The 26,542-nt window shown below is 63.0% G+C and carries 25 protein-coding genes and 1 other RNA gene; 12 read left to right on the plus strand and 14 right to left on the minus strand.

The genetic code is table 11. The annotated features are described in order from the left end of the window. Window positions 1-28: 28 nt before the first annotated feature. Window positions 29-2,527 (minus strand): UvrD-helicase domain-containing protein, encoded by a 2,499-nt coding sequence (locus CO731_RS14070; RefSeq protein ID WP_108607647.1) that lies wholly within the window; start codon window positions 2,525-2,527, stop codon window positions 29-31. Window positions 2,528-2,794: 267 nt separating this feature from the next. Here CO731_RS14070 and CO731_RS14075 point away from each other — a divergent pair, with 267 nt between their 5' ends. Together CO731_RS14075 and CO731_RS14080 are read left to right on the plus strand one after the other, a co-directional pair. Continuing rightward, the gene (locus CO731_RS14075) at window positions 2,795-3,337 is read left to right on the plus strand and encodes a glyoxalase superfamily protein (RefSeq protein WP_108607648.1); all 543 of its coding nucleotides are present in this window, start codon (window positions 2,795-2,797) and stop codon (window positions 3,335-3,337) included. A gap of 130 nt (window positions 3,338-3,467) precedes the next feature. Further along, on the plus strand, window positions 3,468-4,346 hold the full coding sequence (locus CO731_RS14080) for a dienelactone hydrolase family protein (protein ID WP_108607649.1): 879 nt from the start codon (window positions 3,468-3,470) through the stop codon (window positions 4,344-4,346). A 45-nt stretch (window positions 4,347-4,391) separates the two neighbouring features. On the opposite strand, the gene CO731_RS14085 is transcribed toward CO731_RS14080, so the two are convergent. Both CO731_RS14085 and CO731_RS14090 read right to left on the minus strand, forming a co-directional pair. Further along, a complete protein-coding gene (locus CO731_RS14085) occupies window positions 4,392-4,589 on the minus strand; it encodes a hypothetical protein (RefSeq protein ID WP_108607650.1) in 198 nt (65 codons plus the stop codon). A gap of 145 nt (window positions 4,590-4,734) precedes the next feature. Beyond that, window positions 4,735-5,214: a thioesterase family protein gene (locus CO731_RS14090; protein ID WP_108607651.1), complete on the minus strand. Its 480-nt coding sequence runs from the start codon at window positions 5,212-5,214 to the stop codon at window positions 4,735-4,737. 110 nt (window positions 5,215-5,324) lie between these two features. On the opposite strand from CO731_RS14090, the gene CO731_RS14095 reads away from it, so the two are divergent. The 3 genes from CO731_RS14095 (at window position 5,325) to CO731_RS14105 (ending at window position 11,438) form a co-directional block, all read left to right on the plus strand. Continuing rightward, entirely contained in the window at window positions 5,325-6,740 is a 1,416-nt protein-coding gene (locus CO731_RS14095) for an FAD-linked oxidase C-terminal domain-containing protein (RefSeq protein ID WP_108607652.1), read from the plus strand. Between the two features lie 169 nt (window positions 6,741-6,909). Then, on the plus strand, window positions 6,910-7,365 hold the full coding sequence (locus CO731_RS14100) for a GNAT family N-acetyltransferase (protein WP_108607653.1): 456 nt from the start codon (window positions 6,910-6,912) through the stop codon (window positions 7,363-7,365). A gap of 137 nt (window positions 7,366-7,502) precedes the next feature. Continuing rightward, window positions 7,503-11,438, plus strand: coding sequence for an AsmA family protein (locus CO731_RS14105; RefSeq protein ID WP_108607654.1), 3,936 nt, complete (start codon window positions 7,503-7,505; stop codon window positions 11,436-11,438). 27 nt (window positions 11,439-11,465) lie between these two features. On the opposite strand, the gene CO731_RS14110 is transcribed toward CO731_RS14105, so the two are convergent. From CO731_RS14110 to CO731_RS14135, 6 genes are all read right to left on the minus strand, one after another. Then, window positions 11,466-11,780, minus strand: coding sequence for a BrnA antitoxin family protein (locus CO731_RS14110; protein ID WP_108607655.1), 315 nt, complete (start codon window positions 11,778-11,780; stop codon window positions 11,466-11,468). Then, a complete protein-coding gene (locus CO731_RS14115; RefSeq protein ID WP_108607656.1) occupies window positions 11,777-12,040 on the minus strand; it encodes a BrnT family toxin in 264 nt (87 codons plus the stop codon). Before CO731_RS14115 ends, CO731_RS14110 begins: the two co-directional genes overlap by 4 nt. Window positions 12,041-12,129: 89 nt before the next feature. Further along, a complete protein-coding gene (locus tag CO731_RS14120) occupies window positions 12,130-12,366 on the minus strand; it encodes a ribbon-helix-helix domain-containing protein (RefSeq protein ID WP_108607657.1) in 237 nt (78 codons plus the stop codon). Beyond that, window positions 12,363-12,560, minus strand: coding sequence for a DUF4169 family protein (locus CO731_RS14125; RefSeq protein ID WP_108607658.1), 198 nt, complete (start codon window positions 12,558-12,560; stop codon window positions 12,363-12,365). The genes CO731_RS14120 and CO731_RS14125 overlap by 4 nt, the downstream gene beginning before the upstream one ends. 18 nt (window positions 12,561-12,578) lie before the next feature. Continuing rightward, window positions 12,579-13,118: an SspB family protein gene (locus CO731_RS14130; protein ID WP_108607659.1), complete on the minus strand. Its 540-nt coding sequence runs from the start codon at window positions 13,116-13,118 to the stop codon at window positions 12,579-12,581. Between the two features lie 90 nt (window positions 13,119-13,208). Further along, the gene (locus CO731_RS14135; RefSeq protein ID WP_108607660.1) at window positions 13,209-13,868 is read right to left on the minus strand and encodes a TetR/AcrR family transcriptional regulator; all 660 of its coding nucleotides are present in this window, start codon (window positions 13,866-13,868) and stop codon (window positions 13,209-13,211) included. A gap of 169 nt (window positions 13,869-14,037) precedes the next feature. Here CO731_RS14135 and CO731_RS14140 point away from each other — a divergent pair, with 169 nt between their 5' ends. Both CO731_RS14140 and CO731_RS14145 read left to right on the plus strand, forming a co-directional pair. Beyond that, on the plus strand, window positions 14,038-15,246 hold the full coding sequence (locus tag CO731_RS14140) for a multidrug effflux MFS transporter (protein ID WP_108607661.1): 1,209 nt from the start codon (window positions 14,038-14,040) through the stop codon (window positions 15,244-15,246). 195 nt (window positions 15,247-15,441) lie between these two features. Further along, window positions 15,442-16,584, plus strand: a complete 1,143-nt coding sequence (locus tag CO731_RS14145; protein WP_159091640.1) for a GGDEF domain-containing protein — start codon at window positions 15,442-15,444, stop codon at window positions 16,582-16,584. A gap of 6 nt (window positions 16,585-16,590) precedes the next feature. Here CO731_RS14145 and CO731_RS14150 read toward each other — a convergent pair whose 3' ends face one another. Together CO731_RS14150 and ssrA are read right to left on the minus strand one after the other, a co-directional pair. Beyond that, on the minus strand, window positions 16,591-17,145 hold the full coding sequence (locus tag CO731_RS14150) for an AAA family ATPase (protein ID WP_108607663.1): 555 nt from the start codon (window positions 17,143-17,145) through the stop codon (window positions 16,591-16,593). Window positions 17,146-17,272: 127 nt separating this feature from the next. Next, window positions 17,273-17,632: a transfer-messenger RNA gene (gene ssrA, locus CO731_RS14155) on the minus strand. Between the two features lie 179 nt (window positions 17,633-17,811). Between ssrA and CO731_RS14160 the strand changes: the two genes are divergently transcribed. After that, window positions 17,812-18,123, plus strand: coding sequence for a DUF2853 family protein (locus tag CO731_RS14160; protein ID WP_108607664.1), 312 nt, complete (start codon window positions 17,812-17,814; stop codon window positions 18,121-18,123). A gap of 325 nt (window positions 18,124-18,448) precedes the next feature. Then, window positions 18,449-19,345: a thymidylate synthase gene (thyA, locus tag CO731_RS14165; protein ID WP_108607665.1), complete on the plus strand. Its 897-nt coding sequence runs from the start codon at window positions 18,449-18,451 to the stop codon at window positions 19,343-19,345. 134 nt (window positions 19,346-19,479) lie between these two features. On the opposite strand, the gene CO731_RS14170 is transcribed toward thyA, so the two are convergent. From CO731_RS14170 to CO731_RS14180, 3 genes are all read right to left on the minus strand, one after another. Next, window positions 19,480-19,716, minus strand: coding sequence for a DUF1344 domain-containing protein (locus CO731_RS14170; protein WP_108607666.1), 237 nt, complete (start codon window positions 19,714-19,716; stop codon window positions 19,480-19,482). Between the two features lie 388 nt (window positions 19,717-20,104). Further along, window positions 20,105-20,953, minus strand: coding sequence for an alpha/beta fold hydrolase (locus CO731_RS14175; protein WP_108679443.1), 849 nt, complete (start codon window positions 20,951-20,953; stop codon window positions 20,105-20,107). Beyond that, window positions 20,934-21,170, minus strand: a complete 237-nt coding sequence (locus tag CO731_RS14180) for a DUF1127 domain-containing protein (RefSeq protein ID WP_108607668.1) — start codon at window positions 21,168-21,170, stop codon at window positions 20,934-20,936. The genes CO731_RS14175 and CO731_RS14180 overlap by 20 nt, the downstream gene beginning before the upstream one ends. A gap of 824 nt (window positions 21,171-21,994) precedes the next feature. Between CO731_RS14180 and CO731_RS14185 the strand changes: the two genes are divergently transcribed. The 3 genes from CO731_RS14185 (at window position 21,995) to CO731_RS14195 (ending at window position 26,452) form a co-directional block, all read left to right on the plus strand. After that, a complete protein-coding gene (locus CO731_RS14185) occupies window positions 21,995-24,952 on the plus strand; it encodes a PAS-domain containing protein (protein WP_159091641.1) in 2,958 nt (985 codons plus the stop codon). A gap of 58 nt (window positions 24,953-25,010) precedes the next feature. Next, window positions 25,011-25,721: a response regulator transcription factor gene (locus CO731_RS14190; protein ID WP_108609837.1), complete on the plus strand. Its 711-nt coding sequence runs from the start codon at window positions 25,011-25,013 to the stop codon at window positions 25,719-25,721. Window positions 25,722-25,933: 212 nt separating this feature from the next. Continuing rightward, entirely contained in the window at window positions 25,934-26,452 is a 519-nt protein-coding gene (locus CO731_RS14195) for a dihydrofolate reductase (RefSeq protein WP_108607670.1), read from the plus strand. The last annotated feature ends 90 nt before the right edge of the window (window positions 26,453-26,542 follow it).

The following is a 26,542-nucleotide window of genomic DNA, read 5'->3' on the forward strand; positions in this document are numbered from 1 at the left end:
TGCATAAGTATGTGGAGGGGTGAAGGCCTCATACCGCGTTCACAAACCCGTCCAGCACCTTCTTCTGTCCGGCCTTGTCGAAGTCGATGGTCAGCTTGTTGCCGTCGATGGCCGAGATGTTGCCGTTGCCGAATTTTTGGTGGAACACGCGGTCCCCTACCTTGAAGCGCGACGGTTCTGACGCGACGGACTTGGCCACCAGCTCGCCCTCGATGGTACGGCCCTTGACCGAGCCGCGGCCGGCGCCGAAGCCTGAATCGGTTTCGCCATAGCCGATGCGCTCGACCGAATGACCGGAGCGCGAGCCCCAGTTACGGTCGGTGGCTTCGGTGCGGTTCTGCTGCGCCCGCTGCCAACCCGGCGTGGCGTAGGTGTTGGAGAAGGATTTCTGGCCGACGTCGTCGAAACGCGAGGCGCCGTAGGGGTTGCGGCCGCCGCCACCGTAGCCGCCGTATGAATTGCCGGCGTCGGCGACCTCGACATGCGCCTCGGGCAGTTCGTCGAGGAACCGCGAGGGGATTGTCGATTGCCACAGGCCGTGGATGCGGCGGTTGGAGACGAACCACAGATGCAGGTTCTTCTTGGCGCGGGTGAGGCCGACATAAGCGAGGCGGCGTTCTTCCTCCAAGCCCGAGCGGCCGCCCTCGTCGAGCGCGCGCTGGTGCGGGAACAGGCCTTCCTCCCAGCCGGGCAGGAACACGGTCTCGAACTCCAGGCCCTTGGCCGAGTGCAGCGTCATGATGTTGACGGCGTCGAGGTCCTCGTTCTTGTCGGCATCCATGACGAGCGCGACATGTTCGAGGAACGAGCGCAGCGATTCGTATTCCTCCATCGAGCGGATGAGTTCTTTGAGGTTTTCGAGCCGTCCCGGCGCTTCGGCCGAGCGGTCGTTCTTCCACATGTCGGTGTAGCCGCTCTCTTCGAGGATGGTCTCGGCGAGTTCGTTGTGCGGCGTATTGTCGAGCGCCTTTTGCCAGCGCTCGAAATTGGCCGCGACCTCGCGCAAGGCGGCACGCGGCTTAGGCTTGAGCTCGTCGCTTTCGGCCAGATTGCGCGCCGCTTCGAGCATCGGCACGCCAAGGGCGCGGGCGGTGTCGTGGACCTGGCGGATGGCGGCTTCGCCAAGGCCGCGCTTGGGGATGTTGACGATACGCTCGAAGGCGAGGTCGTCGGCGCCCTGGGCGACGACGCGGAAATAGGCCATGGCGTCGCGGATTTCCTGGCGCTCGTAAAAGCGCGGGCCGCCGACGACCCGGTAGTTGACGCCAAGGGTGACGAAGCGGTCTTCGAACTCGCGCATCTGGAACGAGGCGCGGACGAGAATCGCCATGTCGTTGAGGTTGTGCTTCTGGCGCTGCAGTTGCTCGATCGTTTCGCCGACGGCGCGGGCTTCCTCCTCGGAGTCCCAGGCGGCGTGGACATTGACCTTGCCGTCTTCGGGATCGTTGCGTTCGGTGAACAGCGTCTTGCCGAAGCGGCCCTCATTATGGGCGATGAGATGGGAAGCGGCACCGAGGATATGGGCGGTGGAGCGGTAGTTGCGCTCGAGCCGGATGACGACGGCACCCGGAAAATCCTTGTCGAAGCGCAGGATGTTGTCGACCTCGGCCCCGCGCCAGCCATAGATCGACTGGTCGTCGTCGCCGACGCAGCAGACGTTCTTCTGGCCCGGCGCGCCGGTCTCCTGCGCGAGCAGGCGCAGCCACATATATTGCGCGGTGTTGGTGTCCTGATACTCGTCGACGAGGATGTATTTGAAGCGCTTGTGGTATTCCTTCAACACGTCAGGATAGGCGCGGAAGATGCGGATCGGGTGGCACAAAAGGTCGCCGAAATCACAGGCGTTCAGCGTCTGGAGCCGGTCCTGATAGGCCTTGTAGAGTTCGCGGCCCTTGCCGTTGGCGAAGGCGCGCGCATCGCCCTCGGGGATCTCGGCCGGGCCGAGCCCCTTGTTCTTCCAGCCGTCGATCATCATGGCGAACTGGCGCGCCGGCCAGCGCTTGTCGTCGAGGCCTTCGGCCTGGATCAACTGCTTGATGAGGCGGATGACGTCGTCGGTATCGAGGATGGTGAAGTCGGAGCGCAGGCCGGCCAGTTCGGCATGGCGGCGCAGCATCTTGACGCCGATGGAGTGGAAGGTGCCGAGCCAGGGCATGCCCTCGACGGCCTCGCCGACAAGCAGGCCGATGCGCTGCTTCATCTCGCGCGCGGCCTTGTTGGTGAAGGTGACGGCGAGGATCTGGCTGGGGTAGGCGCGGCCCTGGCTGAGGATATGGGCGATGCGGGTGGTGAGCACGCGCGTCTTGCCGGTGCCGGCGCCGGCGAGCACCAGGACCGGGCCTTCGGTGGTCTCGACAGCTTGGCGCTGCTCGGGGTTCAGGCCCTTGAGATAGTCGGCTGCGGCGGGCGCCTGGCGGGCGGCCATGGCGCGCGCGGCAATACCGCTCGGCGCAGGTGTGCTGCCGGGCCGGGGCGGCATTCCGCCGGGCTCGTCGAAAAACGGCATGTCGTCCGGAAAGTCTGACATTTGCCCCGAATGTAGTGATTCGGGGCGGAAAGGCCAGCCGCGTCTCTGTTTTGTTCTGGTTTAGGCGGGGAAAGTGGCGGCCTTGACCTGAATGCTCTGGCATGGCTAGCTTGCCACACGGCTGGATGTGGCCGGCAGCCCGCGCCCCGACAAGGGGTATGGCGAACACATCGGACGCTTCCGTCACCTGATCCCAAGGGATGGTGAGAGCATCGGCAATGCGGGCACTGATGGACATGCTCACCGGAACCCGAGGATCGGAAGATCATGCGAACCTATCGTGATGCAAAGGCGATGGCGAAAGCCATGCGCGAGGCGCTTGCCCAAAAGAACCTCGATGTCAGCCACAGCGAGGCGCTCGAAATCGTTGCCCGGCAGTTCGGTGTCGACAATTGGAATATCCTGTCGAGCAAGCTGGAGAAGGTGGAAGAGCCTGCCACCGGTGCGGTGAGCTTCACCCAGCCGGTGCCGATCTTCCGCATCTTCGACGAGGATAAGGCGAGGGGCTTCTACGAGGGCTTTCTCGACTGCAAGGTCGACTGGGAGCATCGCTTCCATCCCGGCGCGCCGCTCTACTGCCAGGTGTCGCGCGGTGGCTTGAAGCTGCACCTGTCGGAGCATTCCGGCGACGCCAGCCCCGGTGCGACCGCCGTCTGCTACATGCAGGGTGTGGAAGCATTCCAGAAGGGGCTGATCGCCAAGGACTACAAATACAATCGTCCGGGCCTGCAGCATCAGGACTGGGGGCTGGAGTGCGAGGTGATCGACCCGTTCGGCAACCGCATCCGCTTCATGGAAAGCCAGGATTGATCAGCGCCTTAGCTGCGCCCGAGGCCCGGGCACCTCCCCTGCACGGCGGTGCCCATTCACGCAACCGTGACACCACCTACATTTGCATACGCTAAACTCGCCGCCTGATGTCGAAGACAGGGAGCGAGCCATGACCAGACCTGCCATCACCCAGGCGATGATCGACGCCTATGACGAATACACCCACCTGACGCTCGACCGGCGCCACTTCATGGAGACTCTGACCAAGCTCACCGGATCGGCTGCCGCGGCGGCGGTGATTGCACCGATGCTTTCGGCCAACCAGGCGCGGGCGGCCATCGTTGCCGAGGACGACACGCGGCTCAAGGCCGAGGAGATCACCTATACCGGCGGTGCCAGCGAGATGAAGGGCTATCTCGTCCAACCGGCGGAAAATGCGGGCAAGCTGCCGACGATCATCGTCATCCACGAAAACCGGGGCCTCAATCCGCATATCCGCGACGTGGCGCGGCACATCGCGCTCGAAGGCTTCGTCGCGCTGGCGCCCGACTATCTGTCGCCGCTCGGCGGCACGCCGCCTGACGAGGAAAAGGCGCGCGAGATGTTCGGCCAATTAGATGCTGCGCAGACGGTGGCAAACGGCGTCGCGACGGTGGCTTTCCTGAAGGCGCACGAAAGCGGCAACGGCAAGGTCGGCGCGGTCGGCTTTTGCTGGGGCGGCGGCACTGTCAATCTGCTTGCCGTCAACGCGCCGGACCTCGGCGCCGGCGTCGCCTATTATGGCGCGCAGCCCAAGGACGAGGCGGCAATCGCCAACATCAAGGCGGCACTGCTCTTGCATTATGCCGGGATGGACGAGCGCATCAACGCCGGCATCGACGCCTACAAGGCGGCGCTGACGAAGGCTGGCAAGGATTTTGAGGTTCACGTCTATGACGGCGCCCAGCACGCCTTCAACAACGACACGTCCGAGGCGCGCTACAACAAGGAGGCGGCGGACCTGGCCTGGGGCCGGACAATTGCCTTCTTCAAGGAGAAGCTGGCCTGATCTGCCTTGTGGCAGGCGTGAGCGGTTCGCGCGCGCCTGCCTGGCTCAGGCCACGCCGCGCTTGGAGCGGGCCTGGCGCAGGATGACGCGCCAGCGCAGCATCTCGATCGGGATCGGCCCGTTGTTGTTGGCGATCTCGAAGATTTCGTTGTTGATGTTGCGCAGCGAACGCCAGAAATCGTAGTCGCTGATGCGCGGGTCGCAGGCAAGCTTGCTGGCTGTCGTTTCGATGTCTGTTTGCATGCCTTGCCTCAAGCCGTCCGGTGCCCGCCGCGACTCAACTTCGCTGCGTGGGATTGTCGGGGTGAGGGTGCAGCCGATCAACGAACCGGTGGCTGTGATGCAGGTTATGAACAGGTAAGGTTAATCGCCTGTGGCCCTTCAGCCACTATGTCGGCTTGCGCCTGATGCCGATCGAGCGGCCGGCGCGCTCCGGCATGGGCAATTGGGCGTGGGCGGCACCCATTGCCTGAAGGTTCGCCATGATGTCCTCCGGGAAGGGCGCGACCTTCGGGCCAGTCATGTCGACATGCAAAGCGAGATATTCCGACGTCGCCGCCAGCCAGCCGTCGACGTGGAGCAGCTCCTGGTAGACACGCAGCCGCTTGTCGTCATGGTCGAGCAACTGGAAGCTCGCGGTGACGCGGTGTTCGAGATGCAGTTCCTGCACATAGCAGACGTGGACTTCCGCCGTGTAGATGGTGAGCTTTCGGTCGCGGACGTAAGCAGCCCCCATTCCGAGCAGATCGAGCGCCTCGTCGCTGCAGCGGTCGAACAGGACGTTGTAATAGGCCATGTTGAGGTGGCCATTATAGTCGATCCAGCCTTTCTCAATCTCCATGACGTGTGACACGAACGGGGCTGGCATGGCGTAATCCTTTGGTCTTCTGTTGCGCTGGACAAACCGGACAGGGTGGCAGATTACCCGAGCATAGGGTGCCGGCAAGGCGGCATGCTGTTCCAATCGCGGAGGAAAACATGGCTTTGAGCGACCTGAAGGCGATGGCGCGGAACGAGGAAGGGATCGCCACCGCTCTCGGCATCCTCAAGCAGAAATTTGGCGAGCGCTTCCAGGCCGGCCAGGCGATCCGTGAGCAGCATGGCCATACAACGACCTATCTGCCCAACCAGGCGCCCGACGGCGTGGTGTTCGCCGAAAGCACGGCAGACGTGCAGGACGTCGTGCGGGTCTGTGCGGAACATCGCGTGCCGGTCGTCGCCTTCGGCACGGGCACGTCGCTGGAAGGCCATGTCAACGCGCCGGCAGGCGGCATCTCGGTCGACACCTCGCGCATGGACAAGGTCGTCTCCGTCAATGCCGACGACCTCGACTGCACGGTCGAGGCGGGTGTGACGCGCGAAGCGCTGAACACCTACTTGCGCGACACCGGCCTGTTTTTCCCGATCGATCCCGGCGCCAACGCCAGCCTCGGCGGCATGGCGGCGACCCGCGCCTCGGGCACTAATGCGGTGCGCTACGGCACGATGCGCGAGAACGTGCTTGCGCTGCGCGCCGTGATGGCCGACGGCAACGAGGTGGTGACCTCGCATCGTGCCAGGAAAAGCTCGGCCGGCTATGATCTGACGCGGCTGCTGGTGGGGTCGGAGGGCACGCTCGGCATCATCACCGAGGTGACGCTCAAGCTGCAGGGCATCCCGCAGGCGATCTCGGGCGGGGTCTGTCCGTTCCCGAGCGTCGAGGGTGCATGTCAGGCGGTGATCGCGACCATCCAGATGGGCATTCCGGTGGCGCGGATCGAACTGGTCAACGCGCTGCAGATGCGGGCGATGAAGAATTATTCCAAGCTCGATTATCCCGAGAGTCCATGCCTGTTCCTGGAGTTTCACGGCTCGGACGCCGGTGTGGCGGAGCAGGCAGAAAGCTTTGGCGAGATCGCTGCCGAATATGGCGGTGGGCCGTTCCTGTGGACCACGGTTGCCGAGGAGCGGGCGAAGCTGTGGAAGGCGCGACATGACGCCTATTGGGCGTCGCAGACGCTGCGCCCCGGCGCACGCGCGCTGTCGACCGATGCCTGCGTGCCGATCTCGCGGCTGGCCGAATGCATTGCCGAGACTGAGGCCGACATCGAGCGGCTGGGGCTGATCGCGCCGATCGTCGGACATGTCGGCGACGGCAATTTCCACACGCTGGTGCTGATGGACCCGAATGACCCAACAGACATCGGCCGCGCCGAGGAGTTCGTGAAGCGGCTGGCCGAGCGGGCGATATCAATGGACGGCACCTCGACCGGCGAGCACGGCATCGGCCAGGGCAAGATGGGTCTGATGGAGCGCGAGCACGGCCACGGCGTGGCCGTGATGCGGGCGATCAAGCAGGCACTCGACCCACAGAACATCCTCAATCCCGGCAAGATGCTGCCAGCGGCGGACTAGACAAACGTTGACCTAAGGTCGCCGGCTTGCTACTGCGCCGCCGTCCAACAAGGAATTTTATGCGCAGAGACTTCAATCGTTGAAGCGTCGGCCAGCGGGCCGATGACAGCCGAGAGGCTGAACGGGCGCTTGCGCCTTTCTCTGACACGTAAATTCCAAGGATAATTCCATGAAACACGCTCACGGCGCGACGGTTCGCGCCTATTCCGACACGGCTGATCGCATGCAACTGGCCGAAATCTGGCTGGACGCTTCGCGCATCGGCCATCCGTTCCTGACGGAGGAGGATCTTCTCGCCCAACAGGCCAAGGTGCGGGACGTCTACTTGCCGCAGGCGGAAAACTGGGTGGCCGAGATAGACGGCAAGCCGGCAGGCTTCATCGGCCTGATCGACAACTTCATAGGCGGGTTGTTCGTCGCCCCGGCCGCTCATGGCCATGGGCTGGGCAAGGCGCTGGTGCTGCATGCAGCAAAGCTGAAAGGCGCGCTCGAGGTCGAGGTCTATGCCGACAATTTGTCGGCAGTTGCCTTCTACCAGCGCATGGGTTTCGTCGAACTGCTGCGGCATGCCCATGACGACGAAGGCAGGCCGCTCGAGGTGATCCGCATGAGGCGGGCGGCATAACGACCAGCCGTCGCTTTTTGCGGGAGAGGCTACGCCGCGGCGTTGACGCGCCGCGGCGTACAGCCCAACATGCCACCAAATGACCACGCTCCTGCGCTTAGACGCTTGGGACGCATGAAAAGATTTGCCCCGAGGCAATGCTCGCTCGCCTGTTCGTAATATTTGGTGGACTGTTTGTACTGGCGCTGCTTGCGGCACTGGTGGGGCCGTATTTTATCGACTGGTCCGGCTACAAGGCCGAGTTCGAGCGCGAGGCGAGCGCCATTCTCGGTCGCAAGGTGGCCGTGCAGGGCGATGTGCGCGCGCGAATCCTGCCGTTTCCCTCGGTGACGTTTTCCGATGTGACGGTGGGCGGCGGGGCCGACGGCAAAGATGCGATGACCGTCGAGACGTTCTCGATGGATGCGGAACTGGCGCCGCTGCTGCGCGGCGAGTTCCTGATCTACGACATGCGGCTGGTGCGGCCGAAGGCGACGATCGATGTGGCTGCCGACGGCACCGTCGACTGGGCGATGCGGCCTTCGGCGCCCTTCGACGCCAAGCAGATCTCCATCGAGAAGCTGACCGTCACCGAGGGGCAGGTGAGGGTGCGGCATGGAACCAGCGGGCGCGACCAGCTTCTGTCGGAAATCAACACCGAGATTTCGGCCAAGTCGCTTGCCGGTCCATGGCGGATGGACGGCTCGCTCCGCATCAACGGGATGAAGACGCAACTGTCGGCTTCGACCGGCTCGGTAGACCCGACCGGCCAGATGCGGCTACGGCTGCGGGCCACACCCGAACGCCGTGGCTTTGTGCTGGAAAGCGACGGCAATGCGAGCATGGACAAGGGGCGCGGGCTTTATGCCGGCAATTTCAGCGTCATCGAGGCCCAAGCCGAGCCGCCGGCCGCCAAGGGCGACAAACCCAAGGCGCCAGCCAAATCTGTGGGACCCGGCTTCAGGCTGAAGGGCAAGTTTGCGCTCGACCACGCCAGGCTCGGGGTCGAGGAGTTCCGCTTCGAAAGCGGGCCGCTCGACAATCCCTACACCGCCGACGGCACGGCGGAGATCGACCTTGGAACCACGCCGCATTTCTCGATTGCCGCCAATGGTGCGCAGGTGCGCTTCGACGAGGCGGTGGGCGGAGAAGCCGCTGGAGCCGGGTTTTCGATCACGCAACGGCTGACGGCGCTGGAGAGCGTGCTGGTCGACCTGCCGCGGCCGACGATACCAGGTACCATCGACGTCGACCTGCCGGCGATCGTCGCCGGAGACACCACGGTGCGGGATGTCAAACTGTCGGCCGAGCCGGCCGAGGGCGGCTGGAAGCTGAATTCGGTGGCTGCGACGCTGCCCGGGCGCACGCGGCTGGAGGCCGACGGTTTCCTGAAAACGGAAGACAGTCTGGGCTTCGATGGCCAGTTGCTGCTGGCGGTCGGACAGCCCTCGGGCTTTGCCGCCTGGGTGGCGCGGGATGTCGATGAGGCGGTGCGCCGGCTGCCGGCCGCGGGGTTCAAGGCCAAGGTGGCGCTGACGCGCGAACAGCAGAAGCTCGACGACATCGAGCTGATCCTGGGCAAGGCCAAGTTCACCGGCGAGCTGGACAGCCTGCAGCCGGGCGATGCGCGGGCTTCGGTGACGATGAAGCTCGATGGCGGCGAACTCGACCTCGAAGGTCTGCGCGCCTTCGCTTCGCTGTTCGTCACCGACCAGGGCGCCAATCGCTTTGCCGACAGCGATCTCGATCTTGCAGTGAAGGCTGGACCGGTGAACCTTGCCGGCCTGAGCGCCGAAAGCCTGGATACGGCCCTGCGCCTGCGCGAGGGCGTGCTGGAGATCGACAGGCTGTCGATAGGCGAGCTGGCTGGCGCTTCGTTGAGCGCTACCGGCCGTATCAAGGATTTTCCTGCCACGCCAACCGGCAACCTCGATGCGTCCGTGGTGGCGGTGGATCTCGCACCGCTGGTCGCGCTGGCGGCCGCACAGTCGCCAGACAACAGGCTGCTTGCGGGCCTTGCTGCGCGCGCGGCGGCATATCCGGGCCTGCTCGCCGATGCCCGCATCGATTTCGTCGCCAGTGCCGTGGAGAACGGCAACGGTTCGACCGGCGTCGCGTTGAGCGCGCAGGGCAAGGCCGGTGGCTCCGACCTGCTGGCGACCCTTTCGGCGCCGGCCTTTGAAGGGTCGTTGCAGGGCGCACAGATCGCGCTCAATTTTTCCGCCCGCAACGAGGATGCGACTAGCCTGATGGCGCTCGCCGGCCTGCCGGCGCTGCCGCTTGGCGTGATCGGGCCGGGCGAAATGGAGGTGGCAGCGAAAGGTGCTGCGCAGAACGGACTCGAGGTCATCGCAAGTCTGAAGGGCGACGACGCCTCCGGAGGTTTTGCCGGGACGGTCGCGCTGCGCGACGAGGGCCCGAGCCTGAAAGGCAGGGCGACGTTGCGCGCCGCCGATGTCGAGCCGTGGCTGATGACGGTGGGCGTGGCCCTGCCGGGCATGGGCACGGGCAAGGCGGTCGATCTTGCCGCGGACGCGAGCTATGCCGGCGGGCCGTTGTTGCTCGACAGGCTGGACGGCACCGTGAACGAGGGTGCGGTGGTCGGCAATCTCAGGGTGGAGCTGGTCGGCGGCGTGCCGCATCTCGGCGGTTCGCTGACGCTCGACGAACTCGACCTCGCGCCTTTTGCCGAGATGATGCTTGGCGCTAGGGCGCTGGAGAGCGGCGACGAGGCCTGGCCGGCAGCGCCATTCGAGCAGAAACCGGTCGCGCCGTTCACGGCCGACCTCGAGATCGTCGCCGGTACACTAGCCGCCGAGCCGCTGGCGACCGCCAATGACGCGGTGCTGGCCCTGAAACTCGATGGCCAGTCGCTCAGGCTGTCCAACCTCAGGGCCAAGCTGTTCGGTGGCGCCCTGGAGGGGCTGATCGAACTCAAGAACAATGACGGCACGGCCCTACTGAGCAGCCAGCTGAAACTCGGCTCCGCGGAAGTTGGCGGGATTCCGGGCGCGGGTTCGCTGGGCGGCAAGGGTGATTTTTCGGCGACGTTCTCCGGCAGTGGCAAGTCTATCGAGGGCTTGGTCGCTTCGTTGTCGGGCTCCGGCACCGCTGTTGTCGACGGGCTGACCGTGCCCGGATTGAACCCGGATGCGTTCGCTCCGCTGATCGCCAAGGCCGACGCGCTGGGCCGCGACATCAACGGCGCGCGCGTCGCCGAGTTCGCTCCGGGGATCGCCGGCGACGGCAGCTTTGCCGCGGAAAAGGCAGACGTCGCCTTCACCATCGCCGGCGGCATCCTGCGCGCGCCGCCGCTGACGCTGAAGAATCCGTCGGCGACACTCGTCGCAGACCTGCGTGCCGATCTCAACGACGGGGTCGTGTCGGCGGACGGCAATATCACCTACGCGCCGGGCAGGGAGGCCCTGGTGGGCTCGGAACCGGTGCTTGGCTTCCGCATCGAAGGCGAGCCGGTGGCGACCGCGCTGTTGTTCGACAGCGAGCCGATGGCGCAATTCCTGACCCAGCGTGCGCTGGAAAAGGAACAGGCGCGCGTCGAGGCGATGCAGGCGGTGTTGCTGGAAAAGCAACGGCTGCGGCGCGAGGTGCGCTATTTCGCCGGGCTTCAGGCCGAGCGCGAACGTATTGCGGAAGAAGCGCGGCTGGCCGAGGAAGCCCGCATTCGCGCCGAGCAAGAAGCGAAGGCCAGGGCCGAGGCAGCCCGGCTCAAGGCCGAAGAGGAAGTCCGCGCGGCGGAGGCCGCCGCCAAGGCGCAGGCCGAAGCCGTCAGGCAAAAGGCGCTCGAGGATGCCGGCAAGGCTCGTCGGGCGGCGGAAGAAAAGGCGCATTTGGCGGCCGAGCAGAAGGCAAAACTAGAAGCTGAGCAAAAGGCCAGGCGCGAGGCCGAAGCGGCCAAGCCTGCGCCGGTTTCGGAAATCGAACGGGCGCCGCTGCCCGATGCCCGGCCAATGGCAATGCCGGATCAGGCGATCCCGGCAGAGCCTGCGCCCCCGCCGCCTCCCCAAGCACCCGTCAAGAAGAAGCTCGAACCGCTCAGTCTCGACGACTTCTTCAAGTCGCTGCAAAGCCAATAGGCAGGCGGGCAGCTCCCAAGGGCGGTTTCAGCCGACCTTGGCCTTTTTCAGGACGTCGTTGATACGGCTTTGCCAGCCTTTGCCGGTGGCCTTGAACTTGGCGATGACATCGGGATCGAGGCGAATCGAGACGACCTGCTTGGGCGCCTCGACTGAGGGGCGGCCACGAGCGCGGCGTGCTTCTTCGATGCCTTGGAAGAATTCTGGCGGCAAGACTTCCTGAGCCGGGCGAAATTGGGCCAGTTCTTCCTCAGTCAGTTCCGGGCTGTCCACGGCATCCCAATCTTCCTTGGTGTAGCCGTGTCCAGGTTCGAACGCCTTTTTCAGTGTCTTGCCGGTCATGACAGAACCTTCCTTTCCTGAGCGCTTGCTGGCCTGAAGCTGATGACGGACATCGCTTCCGTGCCCAGTGTGGTGAAGATCACCACGGCGACCCGATTGTCGAAGTAGCCGATTGCCTTCATTCGTCGACGACCGGCGTTGTCTGGCCGGGCAGGTTTGATGACAGCAGACTCCCAGCCGAAAAACACTACGTCAGCGAAGTCGAAGCCGTGCTTTTCGAGATTGGCCAGACGCTTTGGTTCGTCCCAGACGATCTTCATTAAAAGTATTACTTTTAATCGCTGAGGTCAAGAATAAACGTATTACGAAAAATGTATCTGGCAAGGATAGTATCCCTGCAGCCTGATGGCTAGCGGCCGGACCGCTCGGCCGCGCCAAGCTTCGCCTGTTCCAGTACGAACAGACGGAGTGCGGAGGAGAGGTTTGCCTCGCGCGGGCGCTGGGCGTCGACTTCGGCAACGAGGGCGGCAAGGGGAATGCCGCGCGTGGCCGAGATGGCGACAAGGTCGTCATAGAAGGGTTTTTCCAGCGAATAGCTGGTGCGGTGACCGCGAATCGTCACTGAGCGTTTTTCGACAAGGCTCACTGGCCGGATTTTTCCGGGTCGCTGTCGCGGCGGTGGCCGTCGACGAATTTCTCGGCGCGGTCGGCGGTCAGCCGGTCCCGTGCCTTTTCCGCTTTGGTGCGGCCGTGCAACGCGCGGTTCTGGTCGGCAACGGTCTCGCGCTCGGCCCGCGCCTTGTGCTTCCTGAACTGGCGGAGATTGACGACGTCGGCCATGGACGACCTCGTCCTGTTTTACTTCTTGCGGAAAGCGTCGAGCGAGACGACGTCGGCGCCCTTGCCGTGGGCCGGCTCTTCCGGTGTTTCCTTCTCGGCCGCACCGGCCTTTTTCTTTGGCGCGGCCTTGCGCTCGGCCGGCTTTACCACCGCGATTGGCTCCGGCTTGGCCGCATCTTCTTCAGGGGCGGCCGCGGGCTCTGCCTTGACCTCGAACTCGAGCTCGAAATTGACCGAGGGATCGTAGAAGCCGCGCACGGCGGAGAAGGGGATTTCGAGCTTTTCAGGCACATCCGAGAAGGACAGACCAACCTCGAAGCCGGTATCGGTGACCTTTAGGTCCCAATACTGGAACTGGATGACGATGGTCATCTGCTCGGGATAACGCTCGTGCAGACGGCTGGAGATGCGCACACCGGGCGCGCCGGTCATGAAGGTGATGAAGAAATGGTGGTTGCCCGGCAGGCCTGTTCGCGCGACTTCCGCCAGGACCTTGCGCATGACGCCGCGCAGTGCCTCCTGGGCGAGAATGTCGTAGCGGATCTGGTCTTCGGCCATATGTCGATGCGGGTCCGATTGAATCGTTCCCTTACCTGTAATCAAGCTTGAGCCCGGCGTAAACCGGATATAGCGCGGTATTGAAGATGATCAGATTGCAGCCGGGCGAGGCTTGCCATAAGCGCGCAGAAAGCAGCGCACGGCGTTGGTCGCGGCCGTTCTGAGTTGCTGCTCCGAGACTGTGTCGCCGAAGATCATCGCCATCTGCAGATCGGCGTTGACGAGGGCCAGGAACTGGCGGGCGGCGACGTCGGGATCGTCGATTTCGAGCCACCCGGCATGCGCCAGGCGGGCAAAACGCGCGGCAAGGGCGGCCCAGGTCTTTGCCGGACCATCCTCGCGCCAACCGGCGAAAAGTGCTGGGTAGCGCTCGCCCTCCGTATGCAGGAGCTTGCGCAGGAACTTGCCGTCGCGATTGCAGATGCAGTTCTGGTTGAGCCGTACCGCGAAGGCCACGAGGTCTGCTTCGAGATCGACCGGCTTGTCGGGGAAGGTGGCCAGCGTGTCGAAAACGCCGACATTGATCCGTTCGGTGATTTCTCGGACTACTGCGACCAGCAAATTCTCCTTGTCGCCGTGATGGTTGTAGACCGTCTGGCGCGAGACGCCGGCCTCGGCTGCGATGAGGTCGATATTGGCGCCGGCAAAGCCCTCGCGGCAAAAGACGCAAGCGGCTGCATCGATGATGGAGAGGCGCTTGGCGCTGTGGCTGCGGGCGACCGCAATGTCAGGAGCGTTGGCAGGTGTCATGGAATTTTTATATACAGGTGATTGACGATTTGGACAAGTGTGTCTAAAAATATGTACTCGCTTCGAGATGACCGGTTCGGGAAGAGTCGGAATTTCGGACTGCGGAACGTCCTTGGATTACACGTCGCCGTCTTCTCGCGGCGGAAACCAGATCCGAAAGAATCACGCCATGACACCCCAATTCCTCCGCGTAGCGGTCGTGCTCGGCCTTTTGTCGGCCATCGGTCCGTTTGCAATCGACATGTACCTACCGGCGCTGCCGACGATCGGCGCCGACCTCAATGCCGGCACTGCCGCCGTGCAGATGAGCTTGCTCGTGTTCTTCCTCGCCATGGGCCTGGCCCAGATCGTCGTCGGGCCGATCTCCGACATGATCGGCCGCAAGGCGCCGCTCTACATCGGGCTGGTGCTGTTTGCCATCGGCGGCGTGGGGGCTGCACTCGCGCCCAATATCGAGTGGCTGATCGCCTTCCGCGTGGTCCAGGGCCTCGGCGCCTCGGCCGGCATGGTGGTGCCGCGCGCCATCGTGCGTGACCTGCACACCGGCACTGAGGCGGCACGGCTGATGTCGCTGCTGATGCTGGTCTTTTCCGTGTCGCCTATTCTGGCGCCGCTGACCGGTTCGTTGGTGATCGAGGGCTTTGGCTGGCGCGCCGTTTTCTGGGTCGTCACCGGTGCGGCCGTACTGGCCATCGTGCTCTTGTCGACCTCGCTCAAGGAAACGCGCCCTGCCGCGCATCGTGCCGAAAGCTCGGTGCGCAGCGCGCTGAGCGGCTATCGCTTCCTGCTCGGCGACCGCAACTTCCTTGGTCTGACGTTCATCGGTGGCTTCGGCATTGCCAGCTTCTTCGTCTATCTCGCCAACTCGTCGTTCATCCTGATCGACCATTACGGCCTGTCGCCATCGGTCTACAGCGTGTTCTTCTCGATCAATGCGGTGGCCTTCATAGGCATGTCGCAACTGACGGGCTACCTGACCGAACGATTCGGGTTGCGGCGCGTGGTGCGGGTCGCGGTGGTCGGTTATGCGACGATGATGGTCGTGCTGCTTGCCGTATTCGCCTCGGGCGTCGACCGGCTTGATGTCCTGGCTGCCCTGCTGTTCGTCGGCTACGGCTTCCTTGGCCTGGTCATCCCGACGACCTCGGTGCTGGCGATGGAAGAGCATGGCGAAATTGCCGGGACTGCGTCCGCCCTGATGGGGACGTTGCATTTTGCCACCGGCGCGGTCGCCATGGCGGTGGCGGGCCTGTTCTTCGACGGCACGCCCCTGCCAATGGTGGCGGGTATCACCATGTCGGCGGTCATCGCCTTCGCGCTCGCCCAACTGACGCTCGGCCGCAGCCGCGACGTGGCGGTGGAAGCGCCGGCCGAATGAATTAGGTGGGGCCGGCGATTGTCGTCCGGCCCCATAGTTGTCAGTGCCGATGGCCTTACGATGACTTCGGGAGCGAGCCGAAATGTCGCGGCCATCTTCGTACAGCCTTGATATCGTCTTATTTACCTATGAGCCGGTAAGTCACCGCCAAGACCACCGGAAGTAGAGCGACGACGCCCGAGGCCATCGAAAATCTTGAAATTCATTCCCTCCGCTTTGCTGCTGTTGTTCGCAGCAACGTTCTTGTGCGTGTGGTTGCTTGAGCGCCGCCGGCGGCATCTGCTGTTTTTCTCGCTTGCATTTGCGGCTGTCGGCAGCGCCACCATCGTGCAGTTCGCCTTGTGGCCCCCTGATATCGGCTACAACACGATCGTTTCCGCCATGCTCTATGCCGCAGGGCCGCTGCTGTTGGTCGAAGGTGTGCTCGCGCGCTCACGCAGGTCGATGCCACTGAGACTGCACGCGGCCTGGTTCGCGGCCATTGTCGGCCTGCTGTGCTATTTCTACTACGTCGACAACAACCTCCAGGTCCGCGTCTATGTGCTCAATATCGGCATGGGCTGCATCATCTTGAGCGGTGCATGGAAGCTGCGGGACTTTGTGCGCGGCAACGTCATCGACCGCGCGATGGTCTGGCTCCTGCTTGGTCTTGGCCTGACCTTCTTCGTGCGCGTGCTGCTCGACGGCAGTTCGGTTCCGCCCGACGACGTCGACGCATTCTTCGAATCCGCATTCTGGATCTGGGCGCAGTTCAGTATGTCCCTGCTTGGCGCTACCCTGGGACTTGGGCTGCTGGTCGTCGCCTGTGCCGACATCGTTCTGGGGCTGAAGGCAGAGCGCGACACCGATCCGCTTACCGGATTGCTGAACCGCCGCGGCCTGCAGGGACGGGAGGCGCGCCTGCTGTCTGTCGCCCGGGGCAAGCCGCTTGGCATCGTTGCCTGCGACATCGATTGCTTCAAGACGATCAACGATCGATTCGGCCATGCCGCTGGCGACGTGGTGCTGGCGACATTCGCCGGGATCATGAGGAAGAAACTGCGGGCCGGCGACATAGCTGCGCGGACGGGCGGCGAAGAATTCATCATGGTGCTGAATTGTCCCCTGGACCAGGCATACAGCCTGACCGAGAAGTTGCGCCGCGAGATCGCAAGCGCCCATTTTGCCGGGCTGCCTGCGGATTTTGCCGTCACTTGCAGCTTCGGCATCGCCGAGTTTCATCCCGGCGAAGGGCTATGGGATGCCATCGGCCGCGCCGACAAGATCCTCTATGCCGCCAAGCGCGCCGGCCGCAACCGGACATTCGCGGAGGGGTTGCAATTGCCGAGCGCGGCGTAAGCCGGTTCAGGGTAGGCGCGAGCGTTCCCGGACGAAGGCCAGCCGTTCCTCAACCGGTGCCCTCGGCACCTCGACGAGATCATATCCGCAAGCCGTATAGCTTGCGACCATCGCGGCATGGGTGCGCCGGGCCTCGTCCTCATCCTGCTTGCGCTCGCTGTCCTGGGTGAATATTTCGGGCCAGTGCGGCAGGATGAAAACGCGGCTGTTGTAGCGGAACTTCTGTGCCGCGCTCTCGAAGTGTGGCGGCACCGGCAGGCCGACAAGGCTGGCATAGCCAATGACATCAGGCACGCCGCGGTCGAACCAGACCGGCCCGGATGCGGCCATGGCGATGGCGTGCGAACGCATTTCCCATGACAACATGAGTTCGGCAAAGAGCGAGGTATCGTGCCAGGGAAGGGCGGTTCCGCCGATCGCGGCCTGATCCCTGATGATGCCGCGGCCCGCTTCGACCGATGTGGCATGGCCGGCCTCGGCGAGTGCTGAAATCAGCGTGGTCTTGCCCGAGCCCGGGCCGCCGGTGAGCACGAAGAAACGATCGGAATTTGGGTTTGTCATTGAAAGGTCTCCGGACAAGCGGGACCGGCCATGCACAGGCAGGCTGACATTGCGGGATCAACCACGCAACGACGAAACCAGCCAAGGCCGGCAGCTCATATTTGGGGAAAGCAGATTTGGGGAGAGAAGTGGAGGTTTCTGTTGCCAGGTACCTCCGAACCCCGCCTAGAAGTGCGAACCTCTAGGGCTTAATTTGAAGCTATCGCACAGCTTACGCTGCGAGACGTGCTTCCGCATAGTTGTCGTTTGCAACTACAAGTTTAGCCCGATAACGGTGGTACAATGCCGAGCAAAAGTCCGATCTTTACACCCTCGTCGATCCTATTTCGCCCCCAACAAAAGCCGTCGCTCACTGCGCGGCGGCTTTTGGTGGAGGCGCCGGGTACCGCCCCCGGGTCCGAATGGCTTATTACATCGGCAGTTTATCGCCATAGTCAGTCAAGCTGACGGATCGAATATAGGGAGGCTCGGCGAAAAAGGAAAGGTCGAACGGCAAGTCGAGCGGGCCATATGCAACAGTTTTATCAGACCACGCGAAGACGCAGGGTTGACTCGCGCGTTGCGCGAACCGAAGCTTCCGGCGCTGGGGGGCCTGCGTTGCGTTTACCGGTCAAGGCCGGCCTTTCCCACGGCAAATGAGCCAATTCGTCGATGAGGGGAATCCAAATGGCCGACTATCTTGCAGACGTGAAGAAATACGATGCCGGCGCCAAGGAAGAGGTGGTGAGCAAGATCGTCAAGCACCTGGGCATCGCGCTCCGGAACCGCGATTCCTCGCTGGTCTCGTGCACCGATCCCAAGGAACTCGACCGCGTCAAGGCCGGCTGGATCGCCAAGAAGCTCGGCGTCGAGGACGCCAAGAAGGCTGATGGCGCGATCGAGAAGGTCTGCAAGGCGATGTCGGCCGACAACACCAAGAATCGCGTCACCTTCTACTATCTGGTGGCCAAGGAACTCGGAAAGCTCGGCGCGCTCTAAGCCGTGCTGCTTCCAGTTCGGTTATTTCCTGCGCCGGGCCTCGCAGTCCGGCGTCGGTTGTTTGACGCGTGCCGGCGGCAGCATCCTTGCGCAGGAGGGGCTGCGCCCCAAATCGAGTGTTCGTTGCCTCAGGCCGGGCAGGTCCGCTATGATCGGACACTCTCCGAATCGAGCCCGACCGATGCGCCCCAGTCCCGACTTTCCCGAACATAGCGCCGCGGACGGCAGACAGTAGTTCCGCCTACAAGGCTTCAGGCTCTCAGCCGAATGCCTTAGCCGCTTCCTGCCCGAGCACGCGGGCCTAACTCCGCCCAAAGGAGCGAACTTGCGCCACCCGGAATTCCAGTATCTCGACCTGATGTCCCACATCCTCGAAAAGGGGGACAAGCGGATCGACCGCACGGGCGTCGGCACCTTGTCGACGTTCGGCGCGATGCTGCGCTTCGACCTGTCGGATGGGACGGTGCCGATCCTCACCACCAAGAAGGTCTACTGGAAGCTGGCGGTGAAGGAGATGCTCTGGTTCCTGACCGGGGAAACCAACATCCGGCCGCTGCTGCAGGAGAAAGTTCGCATCTGGACGGACTGGCCGCTTGCCAAGTACCGCAAGGAGACGGGTGAGGACGTCTCCCAGCAGGAGTTCGAACGGCGGATCGTCGATGATGAGGCGTTCGCCCTGCAATGGGGCGATCTCGGCCCGGTCTACGGTAAGCAGTGGCGCCGCTGGCAAGACGCTAACGGGGCCGAGCATGACCAGATCGCCAGTGTCATCGAAACGTTGAAGACGAACCCTTCGAGCCGGCGGATGCTCTTCCACGGATGGAACGTGCCCGAGATCGGGCAGATGGCGCTGCCGCCCTGCCACATGGTCTATCAGTTCCACGTCACCAGTGCCGGGCGTCTGAACATGCTGATTTTCCAGAGGTCCTGTGACCTGCTGCTCGGCGCCCCGTTCAATTGCATCGGCGGAGCGGCGCTCCAGGCGATGGTCGCCCAACAGGTGGGGCTGGAACTCGGAGACCTGGTCTGGATGGGCGGCGACATTCACCTCTACCTCAACCACCTCCATCAGGCGCGCGAACAAATGTCCAGGGAGCCGCGGCCGTTCCCGACCCTGCGGTTGCTGCGGAAGCCGGATAGCATCGATGGCTACAGGATCGAAGATTTCGAGGTGAGTGGTTACGATCCATACCCTCCGATCGCCGCGGACGTAGCCGTCTGACGGCAACCCCAAGGCTGGGCATGCGCGCCCGGCGACACGTCGCCTGAACAAAGAAGCCATGGATCGCGTGAGCGTCCATGGCTTTGGTGGCGGCTTTATCCGGCCGCCTGCGGCAGTCTGTTCCGAGATCCGAACTAGCGCAGGACGGTGGTGACCTTGTCGCCTTCGTCGTTGAGCTGGATCGAGACCTGTTCGCCGACCTGGACGGGCGGAAGGGCAACGTCGCGCGGGATGGTGAAGCTCTTGCCGCTCTCGAGGGTGATGACGCGAGCGGACGAATTGAACTTGGCGATCATGCCATTCTGCGAGGAGGCGAGTGCGGCGCCGGACATCATGGCGAGTGAGGCGGCGGCGAGAACCAGAGTCTTCATCGAGTATTCCTTTCTTGGGAGTGACGCCAATATCGGCGACGTCCCAGTTCTAGCGGTCGCCTGTTGCGGGGCGTTTTCTGCCGCCGGAGAGAAGTGTTTCGTTTGTTTCAGATCTGCGACGACTGCCGAAATATGGAGGGATCGGCCGTCACAGCGACCGCCTTTGGCGTCGGCCACGCAAGAGGTTCGCCTGGCCATGCCTGGAACGGCACGCAGCAAGCGACTGATAAACAGCAGGGAATTGGGGCGCCCGCGCTGGCTTCGGCGGGCGGGGGCGAGAAGCGGGGAATTGGGCCGCCGATTCCTGAGGCAGCTTGGCTGTGGCGAAAAGCAAATCCCACCTGCTAGGCAACAGGCGGGGATTGAACGTGTCAAAAGGCGGGAAAAGTCAGATCGCCGGCAAGCTGGTCGCCGGGCTGCGTGGGCTGGCTCTGTGCCAAGGTCGCCGTTTGGCTCTTGAACGATCCACTGCCTTCAAATGCGCGGCAATCATCGGGTCGACGATGTGGGGATCGGTCAGCGGTGCCATATGTCCTGCATCCGCAATCATGGCAAGGCGCGCACCGGGGATCGTTTCGGCGACAATCTCGGTGGTGCGCAGGCTGACGCTTGGGCTTTCGAGCGCCATCGCCACAAGTGTCGGGCATCGAATTTGGGCACAGCCGCCGGCCGGCCAGGAGGCGACAAGGGAAGCGGCAAGATCCGCGGTGGCCCGGGTGAGGTGAGAGGCGAGCGTCTGCCGCAGCCCCGGGCTGGTTCTCTGCCAGGCGCCGCGGGCATACCAGAAGTCGACATAGGCGCTCATGCCGCCTGCCGGGTCATGTGCTGGGAGCGCCGCCTTCATCCTGTCGGCCAGCCCGACAAGCTCGGCGAACAATGCCCGATCGGATGGTGCTCCGTCGCGCAGCAGATGAAAAGCCGTCGGCTCGATGAGCGTCAGGCTGCGCACCAGTTCAGGCCGCGCCATGGCGATCTCGAGCGCGAGCGCGGCGCCCTGCAGATGGCCGACGACGTGCATCGGCTCGTCGATGATCGCCTCGATTGCGGCCTTTGCGGAATCGGAACTGGCGTATCTGCAAAGATCTGGCGCGACCACCCGATAGCTGCCCCGGAGATAGTCCGCCAGGCCCTGCCATTGCTGGCCGCTGCTGGCTGAGCCATGCAACGCAAGCACTGGCAGTCGAAACTCCACCTCGGTGAAGTCTCGACTGCTCAACTCAGCCCATGTCGTGTTCATGGCCACGCTTTCGATCGGAAGAACCGTAGGCAAGCGAGTCGATTTCGCAGCGCGGAACGCCAATGTCCTTGAGCAGGTAGTCGTCCAGCTCGGACAGGTTCCGAACGGCGCGGTAATGTGCCCGCCGCGCGAGATAGGCCTCGATGGCAAGGCGAATTCTTGTCCCCTGGGAGAGGACGAAAGCAACAGCGGGGGACCGAATGGCAAGGGCAGACATTTGGGAGGACTCCGTCAATTGGCGACGCCAAGGATCGGCGACACTTCAGGTTTAGTTCATTTTCATTTCAGCTCGTTTTCAGGGAGGCGATGGAAGTGTTTCGTTTGTTTCAATCTGGCCGCTTCCAGGCGCACCACGGCTGTCCCGCTCAGTCGACAGGCGGATGCAACGCTGGGCATGGAATGAGCCGATTGGCGCCTCGGGGTGCCATGACGTCAGGCGACAGACCGGGTGCTCCATGGATGGTGGAGCGCATCGGTGCGCTCTTGAACATGTAACGCAACCGACCCGGCACGAACGGAGCCCCGAGCGAGGCCATTGCCGAGGAGGCTGGCTCCGTGCCTTTCGAGCGTGGTGCTTGTTGGGGCTGGTGCGATGCGATCCCCTGAAAGCTGGGAAACTGCATGATCGATGCGAGGTCGGTGGCATCGGCTGCGCCGCATGCCGGCAGAACGACAGACAACGCCAGTAGGGTCCGTCTCATCTCAATTCTCCTCTTGGGATGATGTTCGATTGACTTCGTTCGAGCCCTGCGGCCGACGGCATCAACAGCCTGCCGGTTTTTTGGTAGGCTGTTGGGGTCCGCTGCGCAGACCATTTCCAGCGAAGTCGATGCAATTGAGCGTAGCGCGCGCGTGTTTCAGTTCGTTCTCGGCGTCGGGAGAAAAAAGTTTCGTTTGTTCGTTCAGACGACCCGGAGCCCGGAAAGACTGAAACAAAACGGTTTGGTTCGACCTCAAGCCGAAACAAAGCGCGACTATTCAGCGATCGGCGATCACGCCGCCGTGAAGACGATGCCGGGCTTTCCGTCGAGGAGACGACCTATGCAAGCTGACTGCCGAGTTTCGGATGCGCGAACTGGCTACGCGCTGTTCGACATCGACGACGTGCTCGAGGACGCCAATGCCGCAATCTACGGCGACAGCAGCGCCAGCATTGCCGGCGATGACGGGCCGGCCGATGTCGGCAGCGTCGTCGGCAAGGTTCTCCGGAACTTGAAGAGCTTCGACGGCATCGAGGTTGAGCCGACGGACGATTTCGCGCGTCACGCCGCAACACGCTGGCGTCAGGACAATGTGCCCCCGTTCGAAGCGCAGACGGTCGATGGCGGCTGGAGGCTCCTGACCAGCCACCCCAGGCCCAATGGCGGTGTCGCGCTGATCAGCACCGACATCACCGAGATGAAGCGTGTCCAGATCGCGCATCTCGACAGCGCCGAAATCTTCCGCTGCATCACCGACAGCCATCCGCTTCCGGTCTGGGTCGTTGACGAGGAAAGCAAGCAGATCGTCTACGAAAGCCTCGACGGTTCGCGCCTCCTAGGCCGCAAGTGGCGGCCGAACGAGCCGCAGTTCATCATCGACCATTTCGTCGACCCCGATGATTTCGAGAAGATCAGGGAACGGGTCGGCCACGACGACATCCTGCGCGACCATGAAATCGAGCTCAGGCGACCGAATGGGTCCAACGTCTGGTGTTCGACGAATTGTCGCCGGAGTCACTATCGCGGCCGGCCGTCGCTCGTCATCGGCGTGCTCGACATCACCGAACGCAAGAAGGCAGAGGCAATTGAGCGTGAAGCAACCGCACTGATGCAAATGGTGCTCGATGCCTGCCCGGTGCCCACGAGGATGTCGACGATCGAGGGAGAAACGCTCTACCGCAACCCGGCCAGCAGGGAGCTCTATGGCGACCGCGCGCACATCGGGAGCTATTACGTCAATCCCGATGATCGCAAGACGCTGGTCGGCGTCCTTATGGACAAGGGCTGCATCGATGATTTCCGGGTGCGGCAGTACGATGCCAACGACAACATCTTCTGGGGGTCGATCTCGGCGCGGCTGATCGATTTCCAGGGGCGGGCGGTGATCGTTTCCAATGCGACCAACATTACCGACATCATCGACGCCCAGAACCAGACCCGACAGGCAAGCGAGCGGTTGATCGATGCCATCGAGTCCCTGGCCGAAGGTTTTGCGCTTTACGACAAGGACGACCGCCTGGTCCTGGCCAACAGCCAGTACCGCAAGATGCATGCCCTCAGTGCGGACGTGCTGGTTCCCGGTGTCAATTGGTTCGACTTCCTGCGCGTGACCGCCCAGCGCAACCAGTTCCCGGTTTCACAGGACAGGATCGACGACTGGCTGGACGAACGGGCCAAGGACAGGCGGGAGTTCCGGCAGCAGGAATTCCAGCATACCGATGGAGGCTGGTTCTTCGTTTCAAACTGTCCGACCCGCGAGGGCGGGTTCGTGGTCACTCGTGTCGACATCACGGAACGCAAGCGCGCCGAACTGGCTGCGAAGGAGGCCGACGAACTGGTCCGCAAGGTCCTGGAGGCCTGCCCGGCCAGCATCCAGATGACGAGGGCGGAGGATGGAAAACTGCTCTACCGGAGCCCGGCTTCGGATGAACTGCTCGGCGGCGTCGACAACGCCTTCGACAGCTACGTCCATCCTGCGCATCGGAAGCAGTTTGTCGAACGCCTGTTGCTGATGGGCGAAGTCGACGATTTCGAAACGCAACTGAAGCGCAAGAATGGAGAAGCATGCTGGTGTTCGCTCTCGGCAAGGCTGATCGATTTCCACGGCGACAAGGTCATTGTTTCCCACACCTATGACCTCTCCGACCGCATCGAGATGCAGCAGCAACTGGAGCGCCAGCGCGAAACGCTGCACCAGAACGAGAAGCTTTCCGCACTCGGCGGCCTGCTGGCAGGCGTCGCGCACGAGTTGAACAATCCGCTTTCGGTGGTGCTCGGCATGTCATTGACGCTGAAGGAGACGGCGTCCGACCCCAAGACCGTCGAACGGGCCGACAAGATCAGCAGGGCCGCGGAGCGCTGCGCGCGCATCGTCAGGACCTTCCTGGCGATGGCAAGGCAGCAACCGACAAGGACCTCGAATGTCGCAATCGACGACATTGTAACGGCAGCGGTCGAGGTCGTTGGCTATTCGATCAAGTCGTCCGACATATCGCTTTCGGTTCAGCGTGCACCTGATCTGCCCGCGATATGGGCCGATCCTGACCAGCTGACCCAGGTTCTGATCAACCTACTGGTCAACGCCGAACACGCGGTGCATGGCTGGGACGGCCCAAGAGACATCATGATATCGACGGAACTGCAGCCGGAGAGCGGCAACATTCTCGTCAAGGTGGCGGACACCGGTCCGGGTATCCCGAACGAGATCCTGCCGCGCATCTTCGAGCCCTTCTTCACGACCAAGGAGGTCGGGGCCGGCACCGGGATCGGCCTGTCTTTCTGCTATCGCATCATTCAATCCCACCAGGGGACTATCCAGGTCGAGACGAAGGAGGGTGGAGGATCGACCTTCGTGGTCTCGCTGCCCGCTTCCGACCGGCTTGCCGAGCGGTCCGAGACCGAGGCCATCGAACTGCCGAAGTCGACGGGACGCGTCTGCCTGGTGGTGGACGATGAAAAGGACGTCGGCGATCTTATCGCCGAGATCCTCACCCAGGACGGCTTCACGGTGATCGTTGCCGGGTCCGGCAAGGAGGCGTTGAAACAGCTGAAATCGCGAACATTCGATGTTATTCTGAGCGATCTGAAAATGCCTGAAATGGATGGCCGCAGATTCTACAATCATGTCTGCGATTTGCATCCGGCGGAGGCTGACAGACTGGCCTTTCTAACCGGAGACACGATCAGTCCGGACGCACAGGTGTTCTTGCGCGCGACGAAGCGGCCTTACCTGGAGAAGCCGGTCAAGCCGTTCGAACTGCGGACCTTCGTCTCCAGGCTGGTCAACCGCGATGCTTGAAAGGCTGTATTTGCCTGCCACCGCGAACAGGGTTAATTTCAGCAAAGGTGAGGAAGCGTTGACCGCTAACCCGCATATCGTTGTCTGCGACGACGAGCCGGATCTACGCGACACGGTCGCGGAGTATCTGGAACGGAACGGCTACGCCGTCACGACTGCCGATGCCGGCCCGGCCCTGCGCGAGATCGTCGACACCCAGCCCGTCGATGTTGTCATTCTCGATATCCGGATGCCGGGCGAGGATGGCCTGTCACTGGCGCGCTACATGCGGGAGCATTCGAAGGTCGCCATCATCATGCTGACCGGCTCCGCCGAGATCATCGACCGGGTGGTCGGCCTGGAGATCGGCGCCGACGACTACATCGCCAAGCCCGTCGACCTCAGGGAGTTGCTTGCCCGGGTCAAGGCTGTGCTGCGCCGCACGTCCGGGCATGACCAAGTCATTGGACAAGGCGATCATCTCGGCCCGCATGTCGTCAGGTTCGGCAATTGCCGGCTCGACCTGGAGACGCACAAGCTTTTCGACCCCGACGGTCTCGACATCGCCATCACGCCGATGGAATTCCGGCTGCTGAAAGTGTTTGCCGACAATCGCGGCAAGACGCTCAATCGCGACCAGCTGCTGGAGCTTGCCCACGATCGCGGCTGGGATCCCTTCGACCGCAGCATCGACATCCGGATTTCCCGGTTGCGAAAGAAGATCGAGAACGATCCCTCAAAGCCGGAAGTGATCAAGACGATACGCGGCGTGGGATACCTCTACTCGTAGTAGCATCGGCCGTCTACGCACGCTGACGGCCTGGTATTTGCACAATCAAGGTGCGGACAACCTTGGCTGAATCTGGACTACGGCCGGAGGGCGACATACAGTTTGCCCGTCATGGCGAACCGCCTTCCATATTGAGGCGGAGCGGCGAAAATCGCCCTGACGCGGGTTCGAACGTGCCATGGCTGAGGCCGCAGGCAAGGGAGCGGCGGCTGATGGACGTAGCGATTTTTGTGGCGATTGCCGAAAACGGGGTGATCGGGCGCGACAACGGCCTGCCGTGGAAGCTGTCGAGCGACCTTAAGCGCTTCAAGGCCGACACGATGGGCAAGCCGATCATCATGGGCCGGAAGACCTATGAGAGCATCGGCAAGCCTCTGCCGGGCCGGCTTAACATCGTCGTAAGCCGCGATCCGGCCTACCGGGTCGACGGTGCCGAAACGGTACAATCGGTCGAAGACGCCATTACGCTCGCCACGGCCAAGGGCCGTTGCACGCCAGGCGTCAGCGAAATCTGCGTGATCGGCGGTGGCGAGATCTATCGCCAGGCGCTGCCACTGGCCGACCGGCTGCATGTCACGCATGTTCTGGCGAGCCCTGACGGCGACACGCGCTTCCCGACGATCGATCCGGCCCTCTGGTTGGCTGTTCGCTCCGAAGACTTGCCCGCCGGCGAAAAAGACAGCCATGCGACACGCTATACAGTTTACGAGAGGCGTCGCGGGGTGCATTGAGACGGTGGTTTCATACATATGTAGTGAAATCAGAAGCGCTTACGGGCCATTTCGTTGAAAGCGCTTGATCGCATGCCTATAGATGGTGGT

The organism is Aminobacter sp. MSH1 (assembly GCF_003071665.1).
GTDB lineage: Bacteria > Pseudomonadota > Alphaproteobacteria > Rhizobiales > Rhizobiaceae > Aminobacter > Aminobacter niigataensis.